The organism is Streptomyces sp. S063 (genome assembly GCF_002832675.1).
Lineage (GTDB): Bacteria > Actinomycetota > Actinomycetes > Streptomycetales > Streptomycetaceae > Streptomyces > Streptomyces sindenensis.
The window spans coordinates 7,245,792-7,267,663 of the sequence record NZ_CP021707.1 but is presented as its reverse complement, the minus strand read 5'-3'; the positions used below and the strand labels follow the sequence as shown (position 1 = coordinate 7,267,663).

At 72.0% G+C, this 21,872-nt stretch carries 24 protein-coding genes and 1 pseudogene; 13 read left to right on the top strand and 12 right to left on the bottom strand.

From position 1 onward, the window contains the following. Positions 1-70 precede the first annotated feature (70 nt). Positions 71-1,729, top strand: coding sequence for an acyl-CoA dehydrogenase family protein (locus CCZ36_RS33025; RefSeq protein WP_069735960.1), 1,659 nt, complete (start codon positions 71-73; stop codon positions 1,727-1,729). A 9-nt stretch (positions 1,730-1,738) separates the two neighbouring features. On the opposite strand, the gene CCZ36_RS33020 is transcribed toward CCZ36_RS33025, so the two are convergent. Further along, positions 1,739-2,512 (bottom strand): TioE family transcriptional regulator, encoded by a 774-nt coding sequence (locus CCZ36_RS33020; RefSeq protein WP_128819219.1) that lies wholly within the window; start codon positions 2,510-2,512, stop codon positions 1,739-1,741. Positions 2,513-2,569: 57 nt separating this feature from the next. Here CCZ36_RS33020 and CCZ36_RS33015 point away from each other — a divergent pair, with 57 nt between their 5' ends. The 9 genes from CCZ36_RS33015 to CCZ36_RS32975 all read left to right on the top strand — a co-directional run bounded on the left by CCZ36_RS33015 (position 2,570) and on the right by CCZ36_RS32975 (position 12,363). Further along, on the top strand, positions 2,570-3,772 hold the full coding sequence (locus CCZ36_RS33015; protein ID WP_128819218.1) for an erythromycin esterase family protein: 1,203 nt from the start codon (positions 2,570-2,572) through the stop codon (positions 3,770-3,772). A 98-nt stretch (positions 3,773-3,870) separates the two neighbouring features. Next, the gene (locus CCZ36_RS33010) at positions 3,871-4,770 is read left to right on the top strand and encodes an LLM class F420-dependent oxidoreductase (RefSeq protein WP_128819217.1); all 900 of its coding nucleotides are present in this window, start codon (positions 3,871-3,873) and stop codon (positions 4,768-4,770) included. Positions 4,771-4,914: 144 nt separating this feature from the next. Further along, positions 4,915-6,009 (top strand): Rieske 2Fe-2S domain-containing protein, encoded by a 1,095-nt coding sequence (locus CCZ36_RS33005; RefSeq protein WP_128819216.1) that lies wholly within the window; start codon positions 4,915-4,917, stop codon positions 6,007-6,009. 353 nt (positions 6,010-6,362) lie between these two features. Further along, positions 6,363-7,124, top strand: a complete 762-nt coding sequence (locus CCZ36_RS33000) for a DeoR/GlpR family DNA-binding transcription regulator (protein ID WP_069735965.1) — start codon at positions 6,363-6,365, stop codon at positions 7,122-7,124. A gap of 113 nt (positions 7,125-7,237) precedes the next feature. Further along, the gene (locus tag CCZ36_RS32995) at positions 7,238-8,602 is read left to right on the top strand and encodes an ABC transporter substrate-binding protein (RefSeq protein ID WP_128819215.1); all 1,365 of its coding nucleotides are present in this window, start codon (positions 7,238-7,240) and stop codon (positions 8,600-8,602) included. After that, positions 8,599-9,561, top strand: a complete 963-nt coding sequence (locus CCZ36_RS32990; RefSeq protein ID WP_069735967.1) for a carbohydrate ABC transporter permease — start codon at positions 8,599-8,601, stop codon at positions 9,559-9,561. The genes CCZ36_RS32995 and CCZ36_RS32990 overlap by 4 nt, the downstream gene beginning before the upstream one ends. Next, positions 9,558-10,442: a carbohydrate ABC transporter permease gene (locus CCZ36_RS32985; RefSeq protein WP_069741683.1), complete on the top strand. Its 885-nt coding sequence runs from the start codon at positions 9,558-9,560 to the stop codon at positions 10,440-10,442. Before CCZ36_RS32990 ends, CCZ36_RS32985 begins: the two co-directional genes overlap by 4 nt. Beyond that, a complete protein-coding gene (locus CCZ36_RS32980; RefSeq protein ID WP_069735969.1) occupies positions 10,439-11,428 on the top strand; it encodes a zinc-dependent alcohol dehydrogenase family protein in 990 nt (329 codons plus the stop codon). The genes CCZ36_RS32985 and CCZ36_RS32980 overlap by 4 nt, the downstream gene beginning before the upstream one ends. Further along, positions 11,425-12,363, top strand: coding sequence for a PfkB family carbohydrate kinase (locus CCZ36_RS32975; protein ID WP_069735970.1), 939 nt, complete (start codon positions 11,425-11,427; stop codon positions 12,361-12,363). The genes CCZ36_RS32980 and CCZ36_RS32975 overlap by 4 nt, the downstream gene beginning before the upstream one ends. Before the next feature lie 362 nt (positions 12,364-12,725). Here CCZ36_RS32975 and CCZ36_RS32970 read toward each other — a convergent pair whose 3' ends face one another. The 4 genes and pseudogenes from CCZ36_RS32970 to CCZ36_RS32955 form a co-directional block, all read right to left on the bottom strand. Further along, entirely contained in the window at positions 12,726-13,112 is a 387-nt protein-coding gene (locus CCZ36_RS32970) for a VOC family protein (protein WP_128819214.1), read from the bottom strand. Positions 13,113-13,163: 51 nt separating this feature from the next. Next, entirely contained in the window at positions 13,164-13,592 is a 429-nt protein-coding gene (locus tag CCZ36_RS32965; RefSeq protein WP_069735972.1) for a DUF4190 domain-containing protein, read from the bottom strand. 88 nt (positions 13,593-13,680) lie between these two features. Then, a pseudogene (locus tag CCZ36_RS32960) lies at positions 13,681-14,242 on the bottom strand (FABP family protein). 106 nt (positions 14,243-14,348) lie between these two features. After that, on the bottom strand, positions 14,349-15,248 hold the full coding sequence (locus CCZ36_RS32955; protein WP_128819213.1) for a siderophore-interacting protein: 900 nt from the start codon (positions 15,246-15,248) through the stop codon (positions 14,349-14,351). A gap of 300 nt (positions 15,249-15,548) precedes the next feature. On the opposite strand from CCZ36_RS32955, the gene CCZ36_RS32950 reads away from it, so the two are divergent. Further along, the gene (locus CCZ36_RS32950; RefSeq protein WP_128819212.1) at positions 15,549-16,157 is read left to right on the top strand and encodes a hypothetical protein; all 609 of its coding nucleotides are present in this window, start codon (positions 15,549-15,551) and stop codon (positions 16,155-16,157) included. Between the two features lie 34 nt (positions 16,158-16,191). After that, complete coding sequence (locus tag CCZ36_RS32945; RefSeq protein ID WP_069735976.1) at positions 16,192-17,220, top strand: S66 family peptidase; 1,029 nt, start codon at positions 16,192-16,194, stop codon at positions 17,218-17,220. A 174-nt stretch (positions 17,221-17,394) separates the two neighbouring features. Here CCZ36_RS32945 and CCZ36_RS32940 read toward each other — a convergent pair whose 3' ends face one another. Genes CCZ36_RS32940 through CCZ36_RS32930 form a run of 3 tightly spaced genes read right to left on the bottom strand, consistent with a single transcriptional unit; the run spans position 17,395 to position 19,361 of the window. Further along, positions 17,395-17,958, bottom strand: a complete 564-nt coding sequence (locus CCZ36_RS32940) for a DJ-1/PfpI/YhbO family deglycase/protease (protein ID WP_069735977.1) — start codon at positions 17,956-17,958, stop codon at positions 17,395-17,397. Between the two features lie 56 nt (positions 17,959-18,014). Further along, a complete protein-coding gene (locus CCZ36_RS32935) occupies positions 18,015-19,106 on the bottom strand; it encodes a glutamate--cysteine ligase 2 (RefSeq protein ID WP_128819211.1) in 1,092 nt (363 codons plus the stop codon). Positions 19,107-19,133: 27 nt separating this feature from the next. Beyond that, positions 19,134-19,361 (bottom strand): DUF5133 domain-containing protein, encoded by a 228-nt coding sequence (locus CCZ36_RS32930; RefSeq protein WP_069735979.1) that lies wholly within the window; start codon positions 19,359-19,361, stop codon positions 19,134-19,136. Between the two features lie 260 nt (positions 19,362-19,621). On the opposite strand from CCZ36_RS32930, the gene CCZ36_RS32925 reads away from it, so the two are divergent. After that, positions 19,622-19,870, top strand: a complete 249-nt coding sequence (locus tag CCZ36_RS32925) for a hypothetical protein (RefSeq protein ID WP_069735980.1) — start codon at positions 19,622-19,624, stop codon at positions 19,868-19,870. A 78-nt stretch (positions 19,871-19,948) separates the two neighbouring features. On the opposite strand, the gene CCZ36_RS36350 is transcribed toward CCZ36_RS32925, so the two are convergent. The 4 genes from CCZ36_RS36350 to CCZ36_RS32910 form a co-directional block, all read right to left on the bottom strand. Then, the gene (locus CCZ36_RS36350) at positions 19,949-20,077 is read right to left on the bottom strand and encodes an LPFR motif small protein (protein ID WP_003964321.1); all 129 of its coding nucleotides are present in this window, start codon (positions 20,075-20,077) and stop codon (positions 19,949-19,951) included. A gap of 381 nt (positions 20,078-20,458) precedes the next feature. Then, the gene (locus CCZ36_RS32920) at positions 20,459-20,662 is read right to left on the bottom strand and encodes a cold-shock protein (RefSeq protein ID WP_003964323.1); all 204 of its coding nucleotides are present in this window, start codon (positions 20,660-20,662) and stop codon (positions 20,459-20,461) included. Between the two features lie 248 nt (positions 20,663-20,910). Next, positions 20,911-21,309 carry a DUF6221 family protein gene (locus CCZ36_RS32915; RefSeq protein WP_010072992.1) on the bottom strand — a complete coding sequence of 133 codons (399 nt, stop codon included), beginning with the start codon at positions 21,307-21,309 and terminating at the stop codon, positions 20,911-20,913. Positions 21,310-21,404: 95 nt separating this feature from the next. Beyond that, positions 21,405-21,869, bottom strand: coding sequence for a VOC family protein (locus tag CCZ36_RS32910; protein WP_069735981.1), 465 nt, complete (start codon positions 21,867-21,869; stop codon positions 21,405-21,407). Between the last annotated feature and the right edge of the window lie 3 nt (positions 21,870-21,872).

The following is a 21,872-nucleotide window of genomic DNA, read 5'->3' as shown; positions in this document are numbered from 1 at the left end:
CGTCCGCCGCTCACCCGGCCGCGCCCCTGGTGTGTCCCACCCCGCCGTCCCGCTTTCCGGAGGAGATCCGATGTCCGCGCCCACCGCTCCACGCAGCAACCCGACCGCCGTGACGCACGAGGTGACCAATCAGGCGCCACCGCTCACCGGGTACGACGCCGCCGACGACGCGGTGCTCCTCGAAGGGGTACGCCGCGAGGGCGCCGCATGGCATCTGGAGGAGCTGCACCGTTTCGGGCGGTATGCCGGCAGCGAGGAGGCGCAGCACTGGGCCGACCAGGCCAACCGGCACGAGCCGGAGCTGCGCACCCACGACCGCTTCGGCCACCGGATCGACGAGGTCGAGTTCCACCCGGCGTATCACGCGCTGATGGACGCCTCGGTGGGGGCAGGGCTGGCGGGTGCCGCCTGGGCCGACGAGCGGCCCGGGGCCCACGTCGCCCGGGCCGGCGGCTTCATGCTGGCCACGATGCTGGAGCAGGGGCATCTGTGCCCGGTCTCGATGACGTACGCCGTCGTCCCGGCGCTGCGCCGCTCCCCCGATCTCGCGAAGACGTACGAGCCGCTGCTCACCGGTCGGGTGTACGAGCCCGGGCTGAGGACGCCCACCGCCAAGCGCGGCCTGCTCGCCGGGATGGGGATGACGGAGAAGCAGGGCGGCACCGATGTGCGCGCCAACACGACGGCGGCCGTCGAGCAGACCGACGGCACCTGGCGGCTGCGCGGGCACAAGTGGTTCACGAGTGCGCCGATGAACGACCTCTTCCTGGTCCTCGCCCAGTCGCCCGGCGGTCTGTCGTGCTTCCTGGTGCCACGCGTGCTGCCGGACGGGAGCCGTAACACCTTCCGCATCCAGCGGCTCAAGGACAAACTCGGCAACCGCTCCAACGCGTCCAGCGAGCCGGAGTTCGACGACACCGTGGCCTGGCTCGTGGGTGACGAGGGCAAGGGCGTGCGCACGATCATCGACATGGTGACGATGACCCGGCTCGACTGTGTGCTCGGGTCGGCCGCCGGGATCCGTGCCGCGCTCGCGCAGGCGGCCCATCACGCACGCCACCGCTCGGTGTTCGGCGTCGAGTTGATCGACCAGCCCCTGATGCGCAACGTCCTGGCCGATCTGTCCCTGGAGTCCGAGGCCGCCACCACTCTGGCCCTGCGCCTGGCGGGGGCCGCCGACCGCGCCCAGCGGGGCGACGCCGGGGAGCGCGCCTTCCTCCGGCTGGCCACCGCCATCGGCAAGTACTGGGTGTGCAAGCGGCAGCCCGTCGCGGTCGCCGAGGCCCTGGAGTGCCTCGGCGGCAACGGTTACGACGAGGCGTCCGGGATGCCCCGGCTGTACCGCGAGGCCCCGCTCAACGGCATCTGGGAGGGCTCCGGCAATGTCAACGCCCTCGACATGTTGCGGGCGTTGACCCGGGAGCCCGAGTCGCTGGAGGCCCTGAGCGCCGAGATCGGGTCGGCCACCGGGGCGGACGCGCGCCTCGACGCGGCCTGGCGGGAGCTGCGGGCCGAGCTGGCCCGCCCCGAGGACGCGCAGCTCCGGGCCCGCCGGGTCGTCGAACGGGCCGCTCTCGTCCTCCAGGGATCGCTGCTGGTACGCCACGCCCCGGCGGCGGTGGCCGACGCGTTCTGCGCGTCCCGCCTCGCCGGGGACCGGGGGCTCGCCTTCGGCACTCTGCCGGTGGGCACGGACTTCACGGGCCTGCTGGGGCGGCTGCCCGCCTGACCGAACCGGTCAGGTGTCCTGCGGCCGGTGCGGGCCCCGCGCCCGCACCGGCCGTTCGCGTTCGCGGAGGTAGGCGTGCAGCTCGGCGGCCCCGGCCAGCATCGCGCGGCCGCGGGCGGCCAGCCGGTCGTGCCAGTCGCGCAGGGCTGCGGCGAGCGGTTCTGGGCCCCCGGCCGCCCGCACCTGGGCGATCAGCGGGGCGATCTGCTCCAGGCGGTAGCCACCCCGCCGGAGTTGGTGCGCCATGGCGGCGTCCCGTACGTCGGCCCTGTCGTACACGCGGTACCCGGTCCGCGGGTCGCGGCGCGGGGTCACGATCCCGGCGCGCTCCCACTTCCGCAGCGTGGCGGGTCCGACGCCCAGCCTCCCTGCCAGCGGTCCGACGAACATCGTGCCGGGACCCGCCCCGTCGTCGGGTGCGGGTACAGCCCCGGGCCCCAGGTCGCGGAGGGCCCTTTCGACGGCGTCCAGCGTTCTGCGGTCCTCCAGGAGCTGGGCGTGGCTCTCGTCGACGAGGCGGAGCGCCTCGGCCGGATCGTCGCGGTTCACCGCCCGCATGATCGCCGTTGCGATCGCGTGCCCGTGGCCGGGGATGAGGGCGAGGAAGGTGCCCAGGGCGTCCGCGTGCAGTGGTGTGTAGGTGCGGTAGCCGTGGGCGGTGCGCCCGGCGGCCGGGAGGATGCCCGCCGCCTCGTAGTTCCTCACGGCCTGGGTCGACAGACCGTGCCGACGGGCCAGGTCGACGGGGCGCAGACGACCTGCTGTTTGAGGGTTTTTCCCCATGCATCGAGGATATCGCGCAAAAGTTTCCACCGAGGGTTCAACGATACGGTTGAAGTCATGGTCAACGACATCAAGGACATCGCCCATGCCGTAGAGGCGGCCTCCGTCATGAGGCTGTTCGCCTCCCCGCCCCGGATGCTGACCCTCGGCGAGCCCACCCACGGGGTGGACGCCCCGCTCCGCCTGCGCAACGCCCTCTTCCGTCAGCTGGTCGAGCGGGAGGGGTACCGGACCATCGCCGTCGAGAGCGACTGTGTGGCGGGACTTCTGGTGGACGACTACGTGACGACGGGCGCGGGCGCCCTGGACGACGTACTGGAGCGGGGGTTCAGCCACGGTCTCGGAGCGTCCGCCGCCAGTCGTGAACTGGTCGACTGGATGCGCGCGTTCAACGACGGCCGGCCCGCGTCGGACCAGGTCCGGTTCGCCGGCTTCGACGGTCCGCTGGAGATGGCCCGGGCCGCGAGCCCCCGGGAGACCCTCACCGCGCTCCACCGCACGCTCACCGACCACGTCGACCCGGGGCTGATTCCGTGCACCGCCGGGACGCTCGACCGTCTGCTCGGCCCCGACGACCGGTGGACCGACCCCGCGGCGATGCTGGATCCGACCGCGTCGTTCGGGCAGTCCGCCGAGGCCGGGCAGCTGCGGCTCCTCGCCGACGATCTGGCGGCGCTGCTCCACGCCTGGGCACCGCACCTGATCGCGGCGACCTCACAGGACGCGTTCGACCGGGCGCGGCTCCGGGCACGGGCCGCCTCGGGGCTGCTGCGGTACCACCACTGGATGGCCGACGCCTCGCCGAACCGACTGGCACGGCTGACGGGCCTGCGGGACCAGATGATGGCCGACAATCTCCTCGCGCTCGCGGAACGCGGGCAGGTTCTGGTCCACGCGCACAACAGCCATCTCCAGCGCGACATCAGCTCGATGCGGATGGGCGGGCAGCGGCTGGAGTGGTGGAGCGCGGGCGCCGTCGTGCACACCCGCCTGGGCGAGGAGTACGGCTTTCTGGCCACCGCGTTCGGCACGATGCGGCACCAGGGCGTGGACATCCCGCCGCCGGACACCCTCGAAGGAGCCCTGTACGCGCTCCCGGCCGGGACCTGCCTCGTGAACGCCTCCGAAGCTGCCTCCGCCCTCGCCGCCACGGGTCCGGTACGGCGCACGTCGCCGTACTTCGGCTATGCCCCGCTGGACCCGGCGCACCTGGCCCGCATCGACGGGATCGTGTTCATGAAGGACGTCACCGAGGACTGAGACCGCATGTCACGTCGCCTGCGGGACCAGGCCCCGTCCGGCCGGGTGAAAGGCCCTCGGGGCAGGAATACTCGGGGCGGGACGTTGTTGATCACACCATGACTTCTGAGACGAACGGATCGGGCAACACCTTCGGACGCGTGGGGATCTGGAGCGGTGCCCTGCACGCGTCACGCGTGGACGACGCGGGTAGGAAGGCGATCGCGGAGGCGCTCGCCGAACTCGATGAGCTGGGGTACGGCACCGTCTGGACCGGGGGCAGCCCGACGCCCGGCGACGCCGCCGCCGTCGTGGCCGCCACCCGTTCGATCACCGTGGCCACCGGCATCCTGAGCATCTGGGACCACACGGCGGAGGAGGTGGCGGCCGCGGTCTCGGCGATCGAGCCGGACGCGCGCCGCCGCTTCGTCCTCGGACTGGGCGTCAGCCACGGCTCGATGGTGCCCCAGTACGCGAAGCCGTACAGCGCGATGGTGGAGTACCTCGACGCGCTGGACGCCGCCGAACCGTCCGTGGGCTCCGGCCACCGGGTCCTGGCGGCTCTCGGGCCGAAGATGCTGAAGCTCGCGGCCGAACGGTCGCTGGGCGCACACCCCTATCTCGTCACGGCCGAGCACACCGCGGAGGCCCGTACGGCGCTCGGCCCCGGCGCGCTGCTCGCCCCGGAGCTGACCGTCGTCCTGGACACGGACCTCGACCGCGCCCGCACGACCGCTCGGACGATGCTGGAGATGTATCTCCAACTGCCCAACTACACGGCCAATCTGCTGCGCCTCGGGTTCGCGGAAGGCGACTTCGAGGGCGGCGGCAGCATCCGTCTCCTGGACGCCCTCTTCGCGCTGGGCGACGCGGAACAGGTGACGCGCCGGACGCGGGAGTACTTCGACGCGGGCGCGGACCATGTCGCGTTGCAGGTCCTCACCGCCGACGAGGGCGGCGCCGGCCTCCCCCGCGCCGAATGGCGCGAGCTGGCCGAGGCGTTCGGCACCGGACTCTGACAGCCCGCGCGCACCCCCGCGCTTCGCCCCCTCCCGTCAACACGCCGCACGCACGGCCCCGTTCGGGTGGCGTGCGGCGTACCAGGAGGCCCCCGGCGCGGTTCTGGGCAGCCTCCGTGCGACCGGCCGTGAGAGGGGGCAGTCGTGGGAGTGGCACGCGAGCACGGGCACACGATCAGCGAGGGGCCGACGCCGGCCGATGCGGCGGGAGCGCCCGCACTGCCGTATCCGAGCGGCTGGTCCGCCCTGGCCTTCTCGCACGAGCTGCGGCCGGGCACCGTGCTGACGCGACCGCTCGCGGGGCGCGACGTCGTCCTGTACCGCACCGGCACGGGACTGCTCCGCGCCGTCCGGCCGTACTGCCCACACCTGGGGGCCCACCTCGGCCTGGCCGAGGTCGAGGGAGAGGATCTCACGTGTCCCTTCCACTTCTTCGCGTTCGCCCCCGACGGCACCTGTGTCCGCACGGGGTACGGCACACCTCCCCCGCGGTCGCCGCTGGCCCACCTGCCCGTCCAGGAGGTGAACGGAGGCGTCTTCGTCTGGCGGCACCACGACGGACGGGATCCGGACTGGTCCGTACCGCAGTGGCACCAGATCGGGCACAGGCCCGCGCGCACGGCCGCCTGGGAGCTGGCGGGCAACGTCCAGGAGGTCATCGAGAATTCGGTCGGCCTCGGTCACTTCGCCACCCTGCACGGCTGGTCGAAGGCCGAGATCGACGGTCCTGTGACGTACCACGACGCGACGTTCCATGTCGCCATGCGGGCCCACGAGTCGGCGCCGCTCGTGGGTGACTTCACCGTCGACGTGAAGGTGGACGGTTATGGACTCGGCTGCCTGCACGCCGACGTCCACACGCCCCGCTTCGGGCTGCGGATGTGCACGATGGTGATGCCGACGGCCATCGCGCCCAACCGGATGCAGTTCCGGCAGCTCAACCGCATCGCCTTCGACGAGCCCGGGCGGTTGCCGCCCGGGCTCGCCCGGATCGTCAGCCGAACCGCGGCCCGACTCCTGGAGCGTCCCGTCTTCCGATCCAGTTGCGAGTTCACCGCCGCCGACTTCCCGATCTGGCACCACAAGCAGTACCAGCAGCCGCCCCGGCTGGCTTCCGGCGACGGACCGATCGGCCCGTTCCGGCGCTGGGCCCGGCGGTTCTATCCGGAGGCTCCCGGGAGGGGCGCGGTGCCCCGCCCCCACCGCGGCAAGGGCGAGAGCAGGCCCGTTCTCTCCTGAAACGGCCCGAGGGAGCCGAGCCGTCCGGGTGGCCCGAGCGGTCCGACCCCGGCCCGCGCCGCCCCGGTCTTCGGGTGCCCTCGTTCTCGGGCACCGCGGACGCCGGGGATCCATATTTCGGGCGCCATTCGGGCACCGAACACGGGAAAGCGGGCGGCCCGGACGGCCGACACGGCGGCCACCCGGGCCTGAACTGCGCGTTCGTGCCCACCAACCGGGCACGAACGGGCCGAGAGGATTCGGTGAAGCCGCTGGTCGTGGCCCCTGGCCTGCTTGTACAAACGACACATGAGCCCGAACGGACTATCGGGCTCCGCCCGAAACGGGCGCAGCAGCGACCAGGGAAGTGCGCCGTGGACACCGAGGAACGCCGTCGGGGAATTCTGGACACGGCCCGGCGGGAGGGGTCGGTCGGGGTGAACGCCCTCGCGGACCTGTTCAAGGTGGCCCGGGAGACCGTCCGCCGCGATCTGCACGTACTGGAGGAGCACGGGCTGGTCCGTCGGACCCACGGCGGCGCCTACCCGGTGGAGTCGGCCGGCTTCGAGACCACACTCGCCGTCCGCACCACCCGTAACGTTCCGCAGAAGTCGCGCATCGCGGCCGCCGCGGCCGATCTGCTCGGTGACGCCGAGACGGTCTTCGTCGACGAGGGGTTCACCCCGCAGCTCGTCGCCGAGGCCCTTCCCCAGGACCGGCCGCTGACCGTGGTCACCGCGTCCCTGGCCGTCGCCACCTCCCTCGCCGCGGTCGAGAAGACCTCGGTGCTGCTGCTGGGCGGCCGGGTGCGCGGTTCGACGATGGCGACCGTCGACCACTGGGCCTCCCGGATGCTCTCGGAATTCGTGATCGACCTGGCGTACGTCGGGGCCAACGGCATCTCGCGCGAGTACGGTCTCACCACCCCGGACCCCGCCGTCGCCGAGGTCAAGGCGCAGGCGCTCCGCAGCTCCCGACGCCGGATCTTCGCCGGGATCCACAGCAAGTTCGGTGCGGTGAGCTTCTGCCGGTTCGCCGGGGTCGGTGACTTCGAGGCGATCGTCACCGACGCCGGACTCTCCTCGGCCGAGGCCCAGCGCTACTCCCTGCTGGGGCCCCAGGTCATCCGCGTCTGAGCGTCCACGCCGCCCGCCCGCGCCATCGCTCCACTCCCCCGCCCGCCGGGGCGTGGTTCGCCATGCCCGCATCCACCCGATCACCGAGCCGCTACGACTGACCAGGAGCCCTCATGCCCCGTCCAGGACGCCGTCGACCACGAATGCGGGGGCGGACGTGCGCCGCGACCGCCGCACTGGCCCTGCTCGCCACCGGTTGCGCCGGAGCGGGCGGGACCTCCTTCGGGGGCGGCGACGCGCTGAATGTGCTGATGGTGAACAACCCGCAGATGGTCGAGTTGCAGAAGCTGACCGCGAAGCACTTCACGAAGGAGACCGGTATCAAGGTCCACTTCACGGTGCTGCCCGAGAACGACGTACGCGACAAGATCAGCCAGGACTTCTCCAATCAGGCCGGTCAGTACGACGTCGCCACCATCAGCAACTTCGAGCTGCCGTTCTTCGCGAAGAACGGCTGGCTGCACCCCCTCGACGACTACGCGAAGGCCGACACCGCCTTCGACCAGGAGGACATCCTGGCGCCGCTGCGGGAGTCGCTGACCGCCGAGGACGGCAAGCTCTACGCCCAGCCCTTCTACGGCGAGTCGTCCTTCCTGATGTACCGCAAGGACGTCTTCGAGAAGCAGGGCCTGACGATGCCCGAGAAGCCGACCTGGGAGCAGGTGGCGAAGCTCGCCGAGCGGACGGACGGCGCGGAGCGCGGGATGAAGGGCATCTGTCTGCGCGGGCTGCCCGGCTGGGGCGAGGTCATCGCCCCGCTGACCACGGTCGTCAATACGATGGGCGGCACCTGGTTCACCGAGGACTGGGAACCGCGCCTGACCGCGCCGGAGTTCAAGAAGGCGACGAAGTTCTACGTCGATCTCGTGCGCGAGCACGGAGAGCTGGGCGCCCCGCAGTCCGGGTACGCGGAGTGCCTGAACAACATGACGCAGGGCAAGACCGCCATGTGGTACGACGCGACGGCGGGCGCCGGGTCCCTGGAGGCGAAGGGCTCCCCGGTGAAGGGGAAGATCGGGTACGTCCCCGCCCCCGTCGAGCGGACCGAGAGCTCCGGATGGCTCTACACCTGGGCCTGGGGCCTCCAGAAGGCTTCCAAGAAGGCGGACGACGCCTGGGAGTTCGTCTCCTGGGCCTCCGGCAAGGAGTACGAGGAACTCGTCGGCGCCACCAGCGGCTGGTCCAACGTCCCGGCGGGCAAGCGGGCTTCGACCTACGCCAACCCCGCATACCGGGCGGAGGCCGGGGCGTTCGCCGATGTCACCGAACTGGCGATCTCCCAGGCCGACCCGAAGAACCCGGGCACCCAGCCCCGCCCGACGGCGGGCATCCAGTTCGTCGGCGTACCGGAGTTCACCGATCTGGGCACCCGGGTGGCGCAGGAGATCAGCGCCGCCATCGCGGGCCGCCAGTCGGTGGACGCCGCGCTCGCCGCCTCCCAGAAGCTGGCCGAGAAGGTCGCGGAGGAGTACCGATGACCGTCACCGCAACGAGAGAGACCACCGCCTCTCCAAAGGCTCCGGTGAAGAAGCCGGACGGCGGCAGGCGGCGCGCCTGGGCCACCCGCGCACCGCTGCTGCCCGCCCTGGTCTTCCTGATCGCCGTCACCCAACTGCCCTTCGTGGCGACCCTGGTGATCTCGCTCTTCGACTGGAACTCCCTCAAGCCGGAGAAGCGCCACTTCACCGGCCTCTCCAACTACGCGTCCGTCTTCACCGACGAGGCGTTGCGCGAATCGGTCGTGACGACCGTCGTCCTGACCGCGACGGTCGTGATGGTCAGCGTCGCGCTCGGGCTCGTCTTCGCGCTGCTCCTGGACCGCGCCTTCTTCGGCCGGGGGTTCGTGCGCACCCTGCTGATCACCCCGTTCCTGCTGGTGCCGGTCTCGGCGGCGCTGCTGTGGAAGCACGCCCTCTACAACCCCGAGTACGGGCTGTTCAACGGGGCGCTGACCTGGTTCGGCGAGCTGTTCGGCATCGAGTCGATCGCGCAGCCGGAGTGGACGTCCGAGATGCCGCTGATCGCCATCGAGGCGTCGCTCGTGTGGCAGTGGACACCGTTCATGATGCTGATCCTGCTGGCCGGGCTGCAGAGCCGGCCGGCCGAGATCATCGAGGCCGCGCGGCTGGACGGGGCCGGGCCCTGGCAGATATTCCGCCATCTGACCCTGCCGCATCTGCGCCGCTACCTCGAACTCGGCATCCTGCTCGGGTCGGTGTACATCGTGCAGAACTTCGACGCGGTGTTCACCATCACCTCCGGCGGGCTCGGCACCGCCAACCTCCCGTACACCGTCTACGAGACCTTCTACCGGGCCCATGAGTACGGGCTGGCGTCGGCGGCGGGCGTGGTCGTGGTGATCGGCACGATCATCATCGCCACCTTCGCGCTCCGGGTGGTCTCCTCCCTCTTCCGTGAGGAGGCGAGCCGCGCATGAGCGCCTCGACCGCGACTTCCCTGTCCGTCCCCTCGTCCGTCAACGGGCCCGAACGCAAGGCCCGTCGGCGCTCCGCGGCCCTCGGCGTGGTCGCCTGGGTCGTGGGCATCGGCTTCTGTCTGCCGGCCCTGTGGATGGTGCTGACCTCCTTCCACGCGGAGGCCGACGCGGCGACCAACCCGCCGTCGCTCGCCGCCGCCCTGACGCTCGACGGCTACCGCACGTTCTTCGGTGGCGGGGGCGGCCCGACCCCATGGCCTCCGCTGGTCAACTCGCTGGCGGCGTCGTTCTTCTCGACCGTGCTGGTGCTGCTGCTCGCGCTGCCCGCCGCGTACGCGCTGTCGATCCGGCGGGTGCGCAAGTGGACGGACGTGATGTTCTTCTTCCTGTCCACCAAGATGCTGCCCGTCGTCGCCGGGCTGCTGCCGGTGTACCTGTTCGCGAAGAACACGGGGCTGCTGGACAACGTCTGGCTGCTGGTCCTGCTCTACACCTCGATGAACCTGCCGATCGCGGTATGGATGATGCAGTCCTTCCTCGCGGACGTGCCCGTCTCGATCATCGAGGCAGCGCAGGTCGACGGGGCCCGGCTGCCGACGGTGCTGCGGCGGGTCGTCGCCCCGGTCGCCGGTCCCGGGATCGCCGCGACCGCCCTGATCTGTTTCATCTTCAGCTGGAACGAGCTGTTGTTCGCACGGGTGCTGACCGGCGTGGTCGCCGGGACCGCCCCCGTCCATCTGACCACCTTCGTCACGAGTCAGGGTCTCTTCCTCGCCCAGCTGTGCGCGGCGTCCGTGGTCGTGTCCCTGCCGGTGCTCGTCGCCGGCTACGCCGCCCAGGACAAACTCGTCCAGGGCCTCTCGCTGGGAGCAGTCAAATGAGGGCAGCCATCGTCGAAGCCGTCGGCAAGGTCTCGGTGACCACCGTGCCGGACCCCACTCCGGGCCCGCGTGACGTGGTCGTCAAGGTGGCGTCGTGCGGGCTGTGCGGGACCGATCTCCACATCCTCCAGGGCGAGTTCGCGCCGACGCTGCCGATCGTGCCGGGACATGAGTTCGCCGGGGAGGTCGTGGGTCTGGGTGCGGACGTCACCGAGCTGTCCGTCGGCGACAAGGTGGCCGTGGACCCCTCGCTGCACTGTCACGAGTGCCGCTACTGCCGTTCCGGCCGGGGCAACCTCTGCGACAACTGGGCGGCGATCGGCGTCACCGTCCCCGGGGGCGCGGCCGAGTACGCGGTGGCGCCCGTCGCCAACTGTGTACGGTTGCCGGAGCACATCGACGTCCGGGACGCGGCGCTGATCGAACCGCTGTCGTGCGCGGTGCGCGGCTACGACGTCCTCAACGGCAATCTCGGGGCCCAGGTGCTGATCTACGGGTCGGGGACCATGGGGCTGATGATGCTGGAGCTGGCCAAGCGCACCGGCGCGGCTTCGGTGGACGTGCTGGACATCAACGCACAGCGCCTGGCCACTGCGACGACGCTCGGCTGCACCGGGGCCGCGGCCCGCGCCGAGGAGCTGGACCGCCCGGGCGGCTGGGACGTCGTCATCGACGCCACCGGCAACGCGGGAGCGATCCAGGACGGGCTGGGCAGGGTCGCCAAGGGGGGTACGTTCCTGCAGTTCGGGGTCTCGGACTATGCCACGACGGCGGTGATCGAGCCGTACCGGATCTACAACCAGGAGATCACCATCACCGGGTCGATGGCGGTCCTGCACAGTTACGAGCGGGCCGCCGCGCTCTTCGCGAGCGGGGTGCTGGACGCGTCGGTGTTCATCAGCGACCGGCTGCCGCTGGAGCAGTACCCGCAGGCGATCGAGCGCTTCCAGGCGGGGATCGGCCGCAAGATCGTGGTGGAGCCGTGACGGACACGTCGTCCTTGGGCCCCGTCCGGGCCCCCCGCCCGGTCCTCGTGCTCGGCGAGGCGCTGGTGGATCTGGTGCCGGCCGGGGATGACGCCTCGGTCCGGGTGGCGCAGCCGGGCGGGGCGCCGGCGAACGTCGCGGTGGGTCTGGCCCGGCTGGGCGGGCGGCCGTCGTTCGTGGGCGGGCTCGGCGACGACGCCTTCGGAAGCCGCCTGGAAACGTGGCTGACCGGGGCGGGCGTCGATCTCTCGTTGAGCGCCCGCCCGCCGCTGCCCACCGCGCTCGCCGTGGCCGACCCGGGTGAGCACGGGAACACGTACCGCTTCCATCTCGGGGACACGGCGACCTTCGCGCTGCCCGACCGCTCGGCGGATGCGGGGCGTTTCGGCGCGGTGTACGTGGGCGGGCTCGGCGCGGTCGTCGAACCGGCGGCGGACGTCGTGGCCACCACCGCGCGGGCGGCCGCACGGAGCGGTGTGCTCGCGGTGGACCCCAATGTGCGCGAGGACCGCACCCTGGACCCCGTACGGAGCGTGGAGCGGCTGCGCGAACTGTGCGCGCTCGCGCGGGTCGTGAAGGCGAGCGACGAGGATCTGGTGCGCCTGTGGCCGGACGCGGAACCGGAGGCGAGCTGCCGGAGGCTCGCCGGGCAGGGGCGGCTGGTGGTGCTGACCCGGGGTGCGCGGGGTGCCACCGCGTACGTCCAGGACGCCCCGGCGGTCTCCGTCCCCGCCCGTCCGGTGCGGGTGGTGAACACCATCGGCGCGGGTGACGCGTTCATGGCAGGAATGCTCGCCTGGCTCGGGGCGCAGACCGGGTGGCGGACCGAGCTGTCCGGCCCGGAGACGCGGGCGATGCTGGAGTACGCGGCCGCGACGGCCGCCTCGGTCTGCGCCGGGGCGGGAACGGAACCCACCGCCCCGCTTGGGGTGTGAAGCGGTCGTCCACCGGGCATCACACGGTGGACCCGAGTTCCGCACGGCCCTCCCCCGGCCCACGGAAACCGCCGCGGCCCCACCGGCTCGGAAGTCCGGTGGGGCCGCGGCGTGGTCTCAGCTCTGCGGCCGCCTGCCGTGGTTCGCGGCGTTCTTGCGGCGGGCCTTCTTCTTACGACGTCGCTTCGAGGACATCGAACCCTCCTTATCTGCTCGGTGCTCCATTGCGGACGGTCCAACGGGCGGGCTCACCCGGTGATCACCGGGCCGCCTACCCACCCACACCGTGGCAAACACCCGGTGCGCGTGCAACCGGCGGTGCGGTGCCGGGCGGGGGTGGACTGATGTGCGGAGGCCGCCGGTCAGGGCCGGTGGCGCAGGGGGTGGTCGTCGGGCACCTCGACGACGGCGATCCGCACGCCGTCGGGGTCCTCGATCCACATCTCGACCAGTCCCCAGGGTTCGCGTTTCGGCGGTCGCAGGACGGTGACACCCTTGGCCCGCAGTTCCTCGTGGGCGGCCTCCGCGTCGTCGACCTGGAGCCAGATCCGTAGGGCCGACGAGGGCGACTCCTCGCCCCGGCCGGAGACCTCCAGGAATCCGCCGCCGAGGAAGTAGACCGTGCCGCGCTCGGGGCCCGTACCGAATTCGCGGTAGACGGCGAGCCCCAGGGCCTCGCCGTAGAAGGCGCGGGAACGGTCGGGGTCGGTGGGGCGCAGCAGAATCCTGCTGCCCAGTACGTGCACCATGGGCCGAGCCTACGCCGCCGCACCGCGGGGCGGCGGCTCCCGCGGGGCCGGTCAGCTGGTCAGTTCGTCGATGAAGTCCTCGGTGCAGCGGTCCTCGGCGGCCCGCCCGTTGGCCCGGTCCATACAGGTCTCGAAGTCCTTGAACTCCGGGGAGTCGAACACGGAGACGGCCACGACGAGAACGATCGCCGAGCCGATGAGCCCGAGCGCGCCGAACGCGGCGCCGACTATGGCCATCACCCGGCGCGGCGCGCGGCCCTGGCGGGTGCGGAGCGCGGCGATGATGCCGAAGACGACGGCGAGCAGGCCGAGGAGCAGGCCGCCCACGACGGTCCAGAAGAACAGGCAGGCGAGGAGCCCCAGCACCAGGGCGGCGACGGCGAAGCCGTTCGTCCGGGCGGGCGGCTGACCGCCGTAGGGGTCGTGACCGGCCGCGGGCGGTGCCGAGTACGGGGAGTCCGGGTACGAGGGAAGGGACATCGGGATGGCGCTCCTGTTCTCCTGTGCTTCCCGTCCACCTGCCCCGTGGCCCGGCCGCTATGCCGCCGTTTCGGTCACGCTCCGGCAACTACCCGGCCTGACCGGGCGCTGTTCGGCGGAGCTCGGCGGACAGGTGGTGCTGGAGCGGCCGGCCGACCGCGGCCAGGTCGTGGACGAAGGCCAGCGCGTCCGGGCCGGCCAGGGTGTAGCGGCGGCGGGTGGCGTCGACCTGCTTGGCGGTGGGGGCGAGGGAGACCTGCTCGGTGGCGAGGTCGACGACGCCGTCGCGGGCGTGGCCCGAGAGAATCTCCGCGATGCCGGTGGGCTGGGTGATCAGGGCTTCCGTCCGGCCGTCCGGTCGCAGCCGCCACCAGCCGGTCTCCCGGGCGGAAGGCCGCAGGGGGTTCCCTGCCGCGTCGAGCAGCCAGGCCCGGGCCTCGTAGGCGAGGAAGGGCCGCCCGTCGTGGCTGAACGTGACCTCCTGCGCATACGTGAAGTCCGCCTCCAGCGTCGGATACCCGCCGCTCCCCGTGCCGCGCCAGGTGCCGAGGAATCCGGTCACCGGGGCGAGCAGCGGATGCGGCGGGGGACGCGTCGGCGCTCAGCGCGTCGGGGAAGGGGAAGGGGACGTCGCGGAAGGGGTGGTTCATGCGGGGGTGCGCTCCTGAATCCGTCGGGGCCGGTGCCGGGTCGCAGCCTAGGGGGTGTGGCGCACCGGTGCCGCGAGGTGTGAAGCGGGGCGGGAGACGGGGTCGGTCAGAGTCCGAGGTCGCTGAGGCGTGCCTCGTACCGGATGGTGAGATCCTCCGTGTCACCGCCTGTCGCCGGGTTGTCCCAGAGGGCCTCCAGCTCGGAGCGGACGGACTCGGGCAGGGCTTCGTACCGCTCGGACCAGGTGTCGGAGTTCGGTATCCAGTAGCCGACGACCTTGAAGCGATGGGCCGGGAGCCCCAGCTCGCGCCGGAGGTAACGGCGCACGGCACGCAGGGCGTTGGTCTCCCCGGCCACCCATACGTACCCGCCCGCGAGGTCCGTGCCGGGCGGGACGGCGGCGGCCACCAGGTCGGCCAGCCTGCTCGGGCCGTGGCCGTTTCCGCCGTAGGTCCAGGTCACCTTGGAGTCGGCGGCTTCGTGCAGCGGCAGCGCGGCCGAGGCGTCGGGCGCCTCCAGGACCACCCGGGTCCGGACATGTTCCGGAGTGTTCTCCAGCAGCCGGGCGGCGGCGGGCAGGCCGGTCTGGTCGGCGACCAGCACCTGCCAGGAGAGATCCTCCGGGGGGCTGTAGAGCCCGGTGGGGTCGTTGACACCCACCGCGTCGCCGGGACGCGCCTCGGCGGCCCAGCCGGACGCCACACCGCCTTCGTGCAGCACGAAGTCGATGTCGACCTCGCCCGCCTCCGGGCGCACGGCGCGGATCGTGTACGTGCGCATCGGCGCGACGGGCTGCCCCTCGGGGGTCTCCCAGCCGCCCTGCTCGGTGGTGCGGGGCAGGGAGACGTCGGTGCGGTCCGGGCCGTGCGGGAGGAAGATCCGCACGTACTCGTCGCCGACTCCGGTGCTCCTGAAGCCCGCCAGCCCCTCTCCGTGGAGGGTCACGCGGGTCATGCTCGGGGTGAGCGGCTGCACTCGGGCGACGACGGCTCGATGGATCGTCATGGACACTGCCCCTTCGTACGCATGGTCGGCCTGAGCGCCTCGCCCGGGGACGAGAGAACCGAATTGACTTAGGTCACCCTAACCTTCCATGTGTGGCGGTTCGAGACGGCCTCGGTCATGGCCGCCGGCCAACGGCGCCGGCCCTGCCCTCCGCCGTCCGGCAGAGAAGCCCGGCGGCGCCGCCTTCGCGCGTCTGCCGATCGGCCGATGGATCCGGCGGACCCCCGAAACCAAGCTGGTGACCACGGCGGACACCCGCAACAGCACCCCTGGCAGACACTCGGAAACAAGGAGCTCACCATGCCCTTCACCCCCCTCGCCGCACTCGGCATCGCCGCGCTGACAGCACTGACCGCGGCGCCCGCCGGCGACGCCCCCGCCACGAAACGGGCCGGCACCGCGAGCGTCCACGGATCGGCACGGATCCACTATGCGTTCAGCCCCGACGACGACATCCGCTTCACGATCGACGCCGAGGCGGCGCCCTACTCCCGTCCGCTTCCCGGCCTGCCCCAGGGACTGCCCACCGATGCACGGGGCACGGTGAGCTTCCGCCACGCCGTCGCCGCCACAGGGCAGATCGCCACGGCGAAGGCCCGGGTGGACTGCCTGGTCACCGGCGGCGGCACGGCGACGCTCACCGCCGTGGTCACCCGGTCCGACGTGGGGCCCGTCGGCGAGCGCCTGGGCTTCAGCGTCACCGAGGGGCACAGGGGCGAACCGGATCGGCTCGGGTTCTCGTGGGGCGTGGCGAACGTCGATCCCGAGAAGACCGACGAGAAGGGCAACGTCACCGCCCCGAGGGTGGGGACCTGCATGGCGCCCGCCCCCTTCGCTCCGGCCGTCCGGGGCGGGTTCACGGTTCGCCACGCCGAACTGCCGACGTCGCCTCCCGCCGTGATGCGCTGACCGGACGCGGGCGTGCTGTGCCAGAATCCACCGCATGCCAGTTCGATACCCGCGCCCCCTGCGCCCCGGTGACCGCATCGGCGTCACCTCCCCTTCGAGCGGAGTGCCCAAGGAGCTGCGCGAGCGGCTCGCCGTGGCCGTGCGCGATGTGGAGGCGCGGGGGTACGAGGTCGTGACCGGCCGGTGCATGGACGGCTCCGGGCACGTCAGCGCGCCCGCGGCCGAGCGGGCGGCCGAGTTGACGGCGATGCTGACGGACCCCGGCATCCGGGCCGTGGTTCCGCCGTGGGGCGGCGAGACCGCGATCGACCTGCTGCCGCTGATCGACTGGGAGGCGGTGCGGGCGGCCGAGCCGACCTGGGTGGTGGGCTACTCCGACATGTCGACGGTGATGACGCCGCTGACCCTGCTCACCGGGGTGGCGACCGTGCACGGGAACAACCTCATGGACACCCCGTACCGGGTCCCGGAGGGGCTGGTGTCCTGGTTGGACATCGTCACCGCCCCTCCGGGCCACCGCTTCACCCAGATCCCACCGGAACGGCATCGGGCCTCGGGCTGGGACGACTGGGCGGCGCACCCCGACTCCCGTACGCTCACGCTCGACGTCCCGGGCCGGTGGACCCGGCTGGACGGCGGCGGCGACGTGGAGGTCGAGGGGCGGCTGATCGGGGGCTGCGTCGAGATGCTGTGCAACCTCACCGGGACGCCGTACCTCGACACCTCGGCGTTCGCCCGGGCCCACGCCCCGGAGGGGCTTCTCGTGTACGTGGAGGCCGCCGGGGACGACGCGTTCGCCATCTGCCGCTATCTGCACGGGATGCGCCTGGCCGGCTTCTTCGACGCGGCCAACGCCGTGGTCGTGGGCCGCACTCCGGCCCCGGATGCCGCCTCCCTCACCCAGCACGAGGCGGTGCTGGACGCGCTCGGACCGTTGAACGTGCCGATCGTCGCCGACGTCGAATGCGGCCATGTGCCGCCGTACCTGCCGTTCGTCAACGGGGCGCGGTGCCGGCTCGTACACACCGCCACGCGCAGCGAGGTGACCCAGACGCTGGGCTGAGCGCCGGTGGACTCCGCATCCGGCGACGGCGGACGCGGGGCGGCTGCCCGCCCAGCGGCACGTCCACCACCCGTGTGCCGCCCAAAGCCGTGGCAGAGGCCTTGCCCTTATGAAGGCGCTGCAGTCGCGGAAGATCGACGAGCACCGGGCCTGGGTTCTCGGCCGCGCCGTCCCTCAGCCCTCCGCCAGCACGGCGTCGATCTCGCCGAGGAAGTCGTCCAGGTCTCCAGGGTTCCGGGAGGTGATCAGCGGCCAGCCCCCGGCGTCGTCGCGGACCACCGGCTTGTCGATCCAGCTGCCGCCGGCGTTGGTGATGTCGGTCCGCAGCGAGGCGTACGAGGTCAGCGTCTTGCCCCGGACGTAGTCGCCCTCGACCAGCGCCCACGGCCCGTGGCAGATGGCGGCCACCGGCCGGCCGGAGGCGGCGAACGAGCTGACGATCCGGGTCGTGGCGTCCTCCAGCCGCAGCGAGTCGGCGTTCAGGGTGCCGCCCGGGACGAGGAGCAGGTCGTACGCGGCGGGGTCGACGTCGTCGAGGGTGAGGTCGGGCTGCACGGTCTCGCCGGGATCGCGGTCGCCGACGAGGGTGCGGATCGTGTCGGCGGAGACCGCCGCCACGCTGACCTGCGCCCCGTGGTCGCGCAGGTGCTTCACGGGGACGACGAGTTCGTCCTGCTCGACGCCGTAGTTGGTGACGACGGCCAGGATCCGGCGGTCGTCGAGAGCGGTGGTGGACATGGACTGCTCCGTTCCCGTGATGGGTTGATGAGTTGTTGAGTTGATGGCTTGATGGTTCATCCGGCCGTCATGCGAACGCATTCGGCCACCGTGTCACGCAGGCTGCCGGTCCGCGCGAGGATCTCGCGCTGGATCCGCGCCCCGTTCCCGCGCCGGACCATGGTGGCGAGGGCCTTCTCCGCCGCTTTCAGGTCGCCGCTCTCCTCCAGGGAGTCCCGCACATGGTCGAGCAGGGCCCGGAGGACATCGGGCGCGGGCTCCGGCCGCCAGGTCCGGGGGTGGACCAGCCGGCCCTCCAGGCCCGAGCGGCCCGCCTGCCAGGAGGCCGCGCGCAACAAGGACGTGGTGGCCTCGGGCGGCGGCTCGCCGGCGCGCCACTCCTTCGCGGCCGTGTCCACCAGTCCTCGTACGAGCGTGGCCAGCAGCACGGTGTCGGCCGGGTCCAGACAGACGTCCGCGACCCTGACCTCCACCGTGGGGTAGCGGTGCGAGAGGCGCGCGTCGAAGTAGACCATCCCCTCGTCCCGGAGCACGCCGGTGGCGACGAGGGACCGGACGCTCTCGTGGTACGCCTCGGCGGAGCCGTGGACGTCGACCGGGCCGGCCGACGGCCACCGGCCCCACACCTGGCTTCGGTAGCTGCTGTACCGGCTGTCCTGCCCCTGCCAGAACGGCGAATTGGCGCTCAGGGCGAGCAGGACGGGCAGCCAGCAGCGCACCCGGTCGAGCACGGCCACGCCCTCCTCGTCCGACTCCACCGAGACATGGACGTGGCAGCCGCAGGTCAGCTGCTCCTGGGCGGTGAGGCCGAAGCGCTCCGCCATCCACCGGTACCGCTCCCCCGTGCCGATCTTCGGGCTGGCCGGGAGCGGTGAGGTCGCCAGGGCCACGACCGACGCCCCGGCGTCGGCGGCGTGCCGGACCGCCTGGGCACGCCACCGGTGGACCGACTGGGCGAGCTCGCCCATGTCCGCGCAGGGGTGTGTGGAGAACTCCAGCTGCTGACGGTGCAGCTCCGGCTCGAAGGGCGACTCCCCGGCCGTGTCCTTCTCGGCGATCGCCAGCACCGCAGAGGACAGCGCCCGGGTTTCTCCGCTGCCCTCGTCGACCAGCAGCAGTTCCTCCTCGACTCCCACCGTGCGGACCACGGGGCCTCCCTTTCGACGCTCGACAGGTCAGGCGGAGAGGACGGAGTCGTCCTCGGGGCGGGCGCCGGGCAGCTGGTGGCGGGCGGCGACCAGCGCGCTGTCCACGTCGCTCGTGCCGGTCGACACGCACAGGGTGTACGCCACGTCGTCCATGCGCTGCCGGGCCTCCGGGCCGCCGCTCTCCGCGTGCAGCACACGCAGGACCTCGTACTGCTCGATCAGATTGCGCAGCACCGTGGGGTGGGCCATCAGCATGCGGGGCATCCTTCCGCCGGATTCGTCGGGTGATGTCGCGCCCGAGCGGGGCGACGTGTGCCGAGTGGGGCATCGCCCCGGGTACCCACGCTCGGGCGGGTCACACTCCGCGGACGCCTTTTCCACCACCGTCTTCCGCGGCCCGGCCCTTGTGTCCCCCGCCTCATCGGGTCGGGTGACTGCTCCGGCCCGCAGCGGGTACCCACCTGGGCGCATCACTCCTCCCCGGGCGCTCCGGGGCCGTACGGAAGGAAGCTCTCATGACCGACCGCAGGCCGGAAGGCACCGCCTACACCGGGGCTTCCGGCAGCCCGCCCCCCGTGCCGGCGGACATGCCGGACCAGCAGACCCAGGAGGGCGAGGACGCTCTCGACATACCGGTGCCGGACCGGGTGGCCCGCGAGAACGACGGGCCCGAGCTGGACGAGGCGGGCGCCGGCCGGAACGCGCCGCGCAACGCGGGCGCGCACCCCGAGGATCACCCCGCCCCGGACGAGGCGACGGGCTGACCTGCCGCCTCCGCCCCCGCATGACATGCCGGTGCCCCGGCCCTCTCGAAGGGCCGGGGCACCGGCATGTCGCAGCGGTCAGTGGTGTCCGCGCGCGCTGCTCGACGCGCCGCCGAACAGTCGGGCCAGCGCCCGGAAGGGCAACGTGACCACGGTGGCGATGGCGCCTCCGATGGAGCGAAGCACGTCCGCGATGGCCTTCAGCATGAATCTGCCCTCCGTTCTCGCTCCCAGAAACACCAGGGGCGTTGGGTTCGCGAGCCACCGCGTACCCGCACCGAGGCGGACCAATCCCCGGAGCGGCCACCCGGTCGGAGGACAGCCGGCGCCATTCAGGGACCGGTCCTGGGGACGGTCACGACCCGGTTCCCCGCCGGGCTGGGCCGGCTTCCCTGGTCGCGATGCCAGTGGATGATCGTGATCGGCCTCGGGACCGTGTGATCCTTTCGCGCACGATGTCGATCACGTTCTTCCCCTGCATCGGCACGGGCCCAGGACGGCCTTCCGTCCCACTGACTCATGGCCCGGAACGCCCTGGAGCCCCGGAGCGCGTCGCGCTCCGGGGCTCCAGGGTCGGTCGAACCCGGATCAGGCGGTGGTGATGTTCTCCGCCTGCGGGCCCTTCTGGCCCTGGGTGATGTCGAAGGTCACCGCCTGGCCTTCCTGGAGCTCACGGAAGCCGGTGGAGTTGATATTGGAGTAGTGCGCGAAGACGTCGGGGCCGCCGCCGTCCTGCGCGATGAAGCCGAAGCCCTTTTCCGAGTTGAACCACTTGACGGTTCCGCTGGCCATGCCTGTACCTCTCAGCAGTAAACGGATCCGCACCGCGCGGACCCGGAGGTGATCGCCCTGGTTCTCAGGCACTGCTCAGCAAAACGCCCGCGCCAGGCGCGGGCAGGTACTGCGAACCACGACATCTGTCGGCGACGCTACACGGCGGGATCACTCCTCACCAGAGAGCAACGCCATTTTGGCGTGGATCATCCTCAAGGTCACCGTCTCGTACGACAGTGGCCACCACCCGTTCAGGCGGCATCGGGCTACTGGATGAACCGTGGCAGCCAACGTGCCTGGTAGTCCGGGTGGCCCGCGTACTCGGCGGCGAGCTGCCGTACGGCGAAGCCCAGGCCCACCGCGCGGCCGGAGCGGAAGTCCTCGGCCGGGCGGTCGGTGTCCAGGTCGGCCACCTCGACGTACTCGCCCAGCATGACGCGGTTCGTCTCGATGCGCTCCAGGGTCCGCGCGGGGTTCTGGAGGGCGATGTGCTGGTCGAAGCCCCGGCCGCGCACCGTGAACGCCACTCCGCCGGTGCGGTCGTGGACCTCGCCCGGCACGTCGGCCGGGCACCGCCATCGGTCCCCGCCGGCGGCCAGTGCGACGTGTTCCTCGTCGGCGAGCCGCGCCCGGACGAAGGCCACCATGTCTGCGTTGCCGCCCATGTGGATGCCGCTCCCTTGCGCTGATGGATCTCTGCACTCGATACGGGGAGCATTCTGATGGACCGGACGCGGCGCGATCCACCTCCACATCCGGTTCACCCCACCGTGTCCCCCGCGTTCGATCCGTTCCCGGCGGCCTGGTCGGCGAGGAGCTTGTGCAGGGGTTCGGTCTCCCGGCGGCGGTACTCCTGCACCGCCCAGCCGTTGCCGTCCGGGTCGGTGAAGTGCATGAAGGTCGCCCCGTCGTCGGGGGCGTACCGCTGCGGCTCGGAGACCTCGACACCCCGGCCGACGAGTTCGGCGTGCGCGGCGGCGATGTCGGTGACGCAGAGCTGGAGCCCGTGGTACGTGCCGGGCTGCGGGGTCCCCGTGGGGTTGGGCACGCCGTCGGTGAGGGCGATCGAACAGCCGGAGCCGGGCGGCGTCAGCTGGACCACTCGGGCGCCCGGCATCACCTCGTCGTCGATGTCGACGTGGAAGCCGAGTCCGTCCCGGTAGAAGTCCCGGGCCCGGTCGATGTCGGTGACGGGAAGCACGATCACTTCGAGGGTCCAGTCCATGGG

Coding starts and splice junctions, on each gene's coding strand:
- CCZ36_RS33025 (WP_069735960.1), top strand. CDS start 71: ATGTCCGCGCCCACCGCTCCACGCAGCAACCCGACCGCCGTGACGCAC.
- CCZ36_RS33020 (WP_128819219.1), bottom strand. CDS start 2,512: ATGGGGAAAAACCCTCAAACAGCAGGTCGTCTGCGCCCCGTCGACCTG.
- CCZ36_RS33015 (WP_128819218.1), top strand. CDS start 2,570: ATGGTCAACGACATCAAGGACATCGCCCATGCCGTAGAGGCGGCCTCC.
- CCZ36_RS33010 (WP_128819217.1), top strand. CDS start 3,871: ATGACTTCTGAGACGAACGGATCGGGCAACACCTTCGGACGCGTGGGG.
- CCZ36_RS32995 (WP_128819215.1), top strand. CDS start 7,238: ATGCCCCGTCCAGGACGCCGTCGACCACGAATGCGGGGGCGGACGTGC.
- CCZ36_RS32990 (WP_069735967.1), top strand. CDS start 8,599: ATGACCGTCACCGCAACGAGAGAGACCACCGCCTCTCCAAAGGCTCCG.
- CCZ36_RS32985 (WP_069741683.1), top strand. CDS start 9,558: ATGAGCGCCTCGACCGCGACTTCCCTGTCCGTCCCCTCGTCCGTCAAC.
- CCZ36_RS32980 (WP_069735969.1), top strand. CDS start 10,439: ATGAGGGCAGCCATCGTCGAAGCCGTCGGCAAGGTCTCGGTGACCACC.
- CCZ36_RS32970 (WP_128819214.1), bottom strand. CDS start 13,112: ATGGTGCACGTACTGGGCAGCAGGATTCTGCTGCGCCCCACCGACCCC.
- CCZ36_RS32965 (WP_069735972.1), bottom strand. CDS start 13,592: ATGTCCCTTCCCTCGTACCCGGACTCCCCGTACTCGGCACCGCCCGCG.
- CCZ36_RS32955 (WP_128819213.1), bottom strand. CDS start 15,248: ATGACGATCCATCGAGCCGTCGTCGCCCGAGTGCAGCCGCTCACCCCG.
- CCZ36_RS32950 (WP_128819212.1), top strand. CDS start 15,549: ATGCCCTTCACCCCCCTCGCCGCACTCGGCATCGCCGCGCTGACAGCA.
- CCZ36_RS32945 (WP_069735976.1), top strand. CDS start 16,192: ATGCCAGTTCGATACCCGCGCCCCCTGCGCCCCGGTGACCGCATCGGC.
- CCZ36_RS32940 (WP_069735977.1), bottom strand. CDS start 17,958: ATGTCCACCACCGCTCTCGACGACCGCCGGATCCTGGCCGTCGTCACC.
- CCZ36_RS32930 (WP_069735979.1), bottom strand. CDS start 19,361: ATGCTGATGGCCCACCCCACGGTGCTGCGCAATCTGATCGAGCAGTAC.
- CCZ36_RS32925 (WP_069735980.1), top strand. CDS start 19,622: ATGACCGACCGCAGGCCGGAAGGCACCGCCTACACCGGGGCTTCCGGC.
- CCZ36_RS36350 (WP_003964321.1), bottom strand. CDS start 20,077: ATGCTGAAGGCCATCGCGGACGTGCTTCGCTCCATCGGAGGCGCCATC.
- CCZ36_RS32920 (WP_003964323.1), bottom strand. CDS start 20,662: ATGGCCAGCGGAACCGTCAAGTGGTTCAACTCGGAAAAGGGCTTCGGC.
- CCZ36_RS32915 (WP_010072992.1), bottom strand. CDS start 21,309: ATGGGCGGCAACGCAGACATGGTGGCCTTCGTCCGGGCGCGGCTCGCC.
- CCZ36_RS32910 (WP_069735981.1), bottom strand. CDS start 21,869: ATGGACTGGACCCTCGAAGTGATCGTGCTTCCCGTCACCGACATCGAC.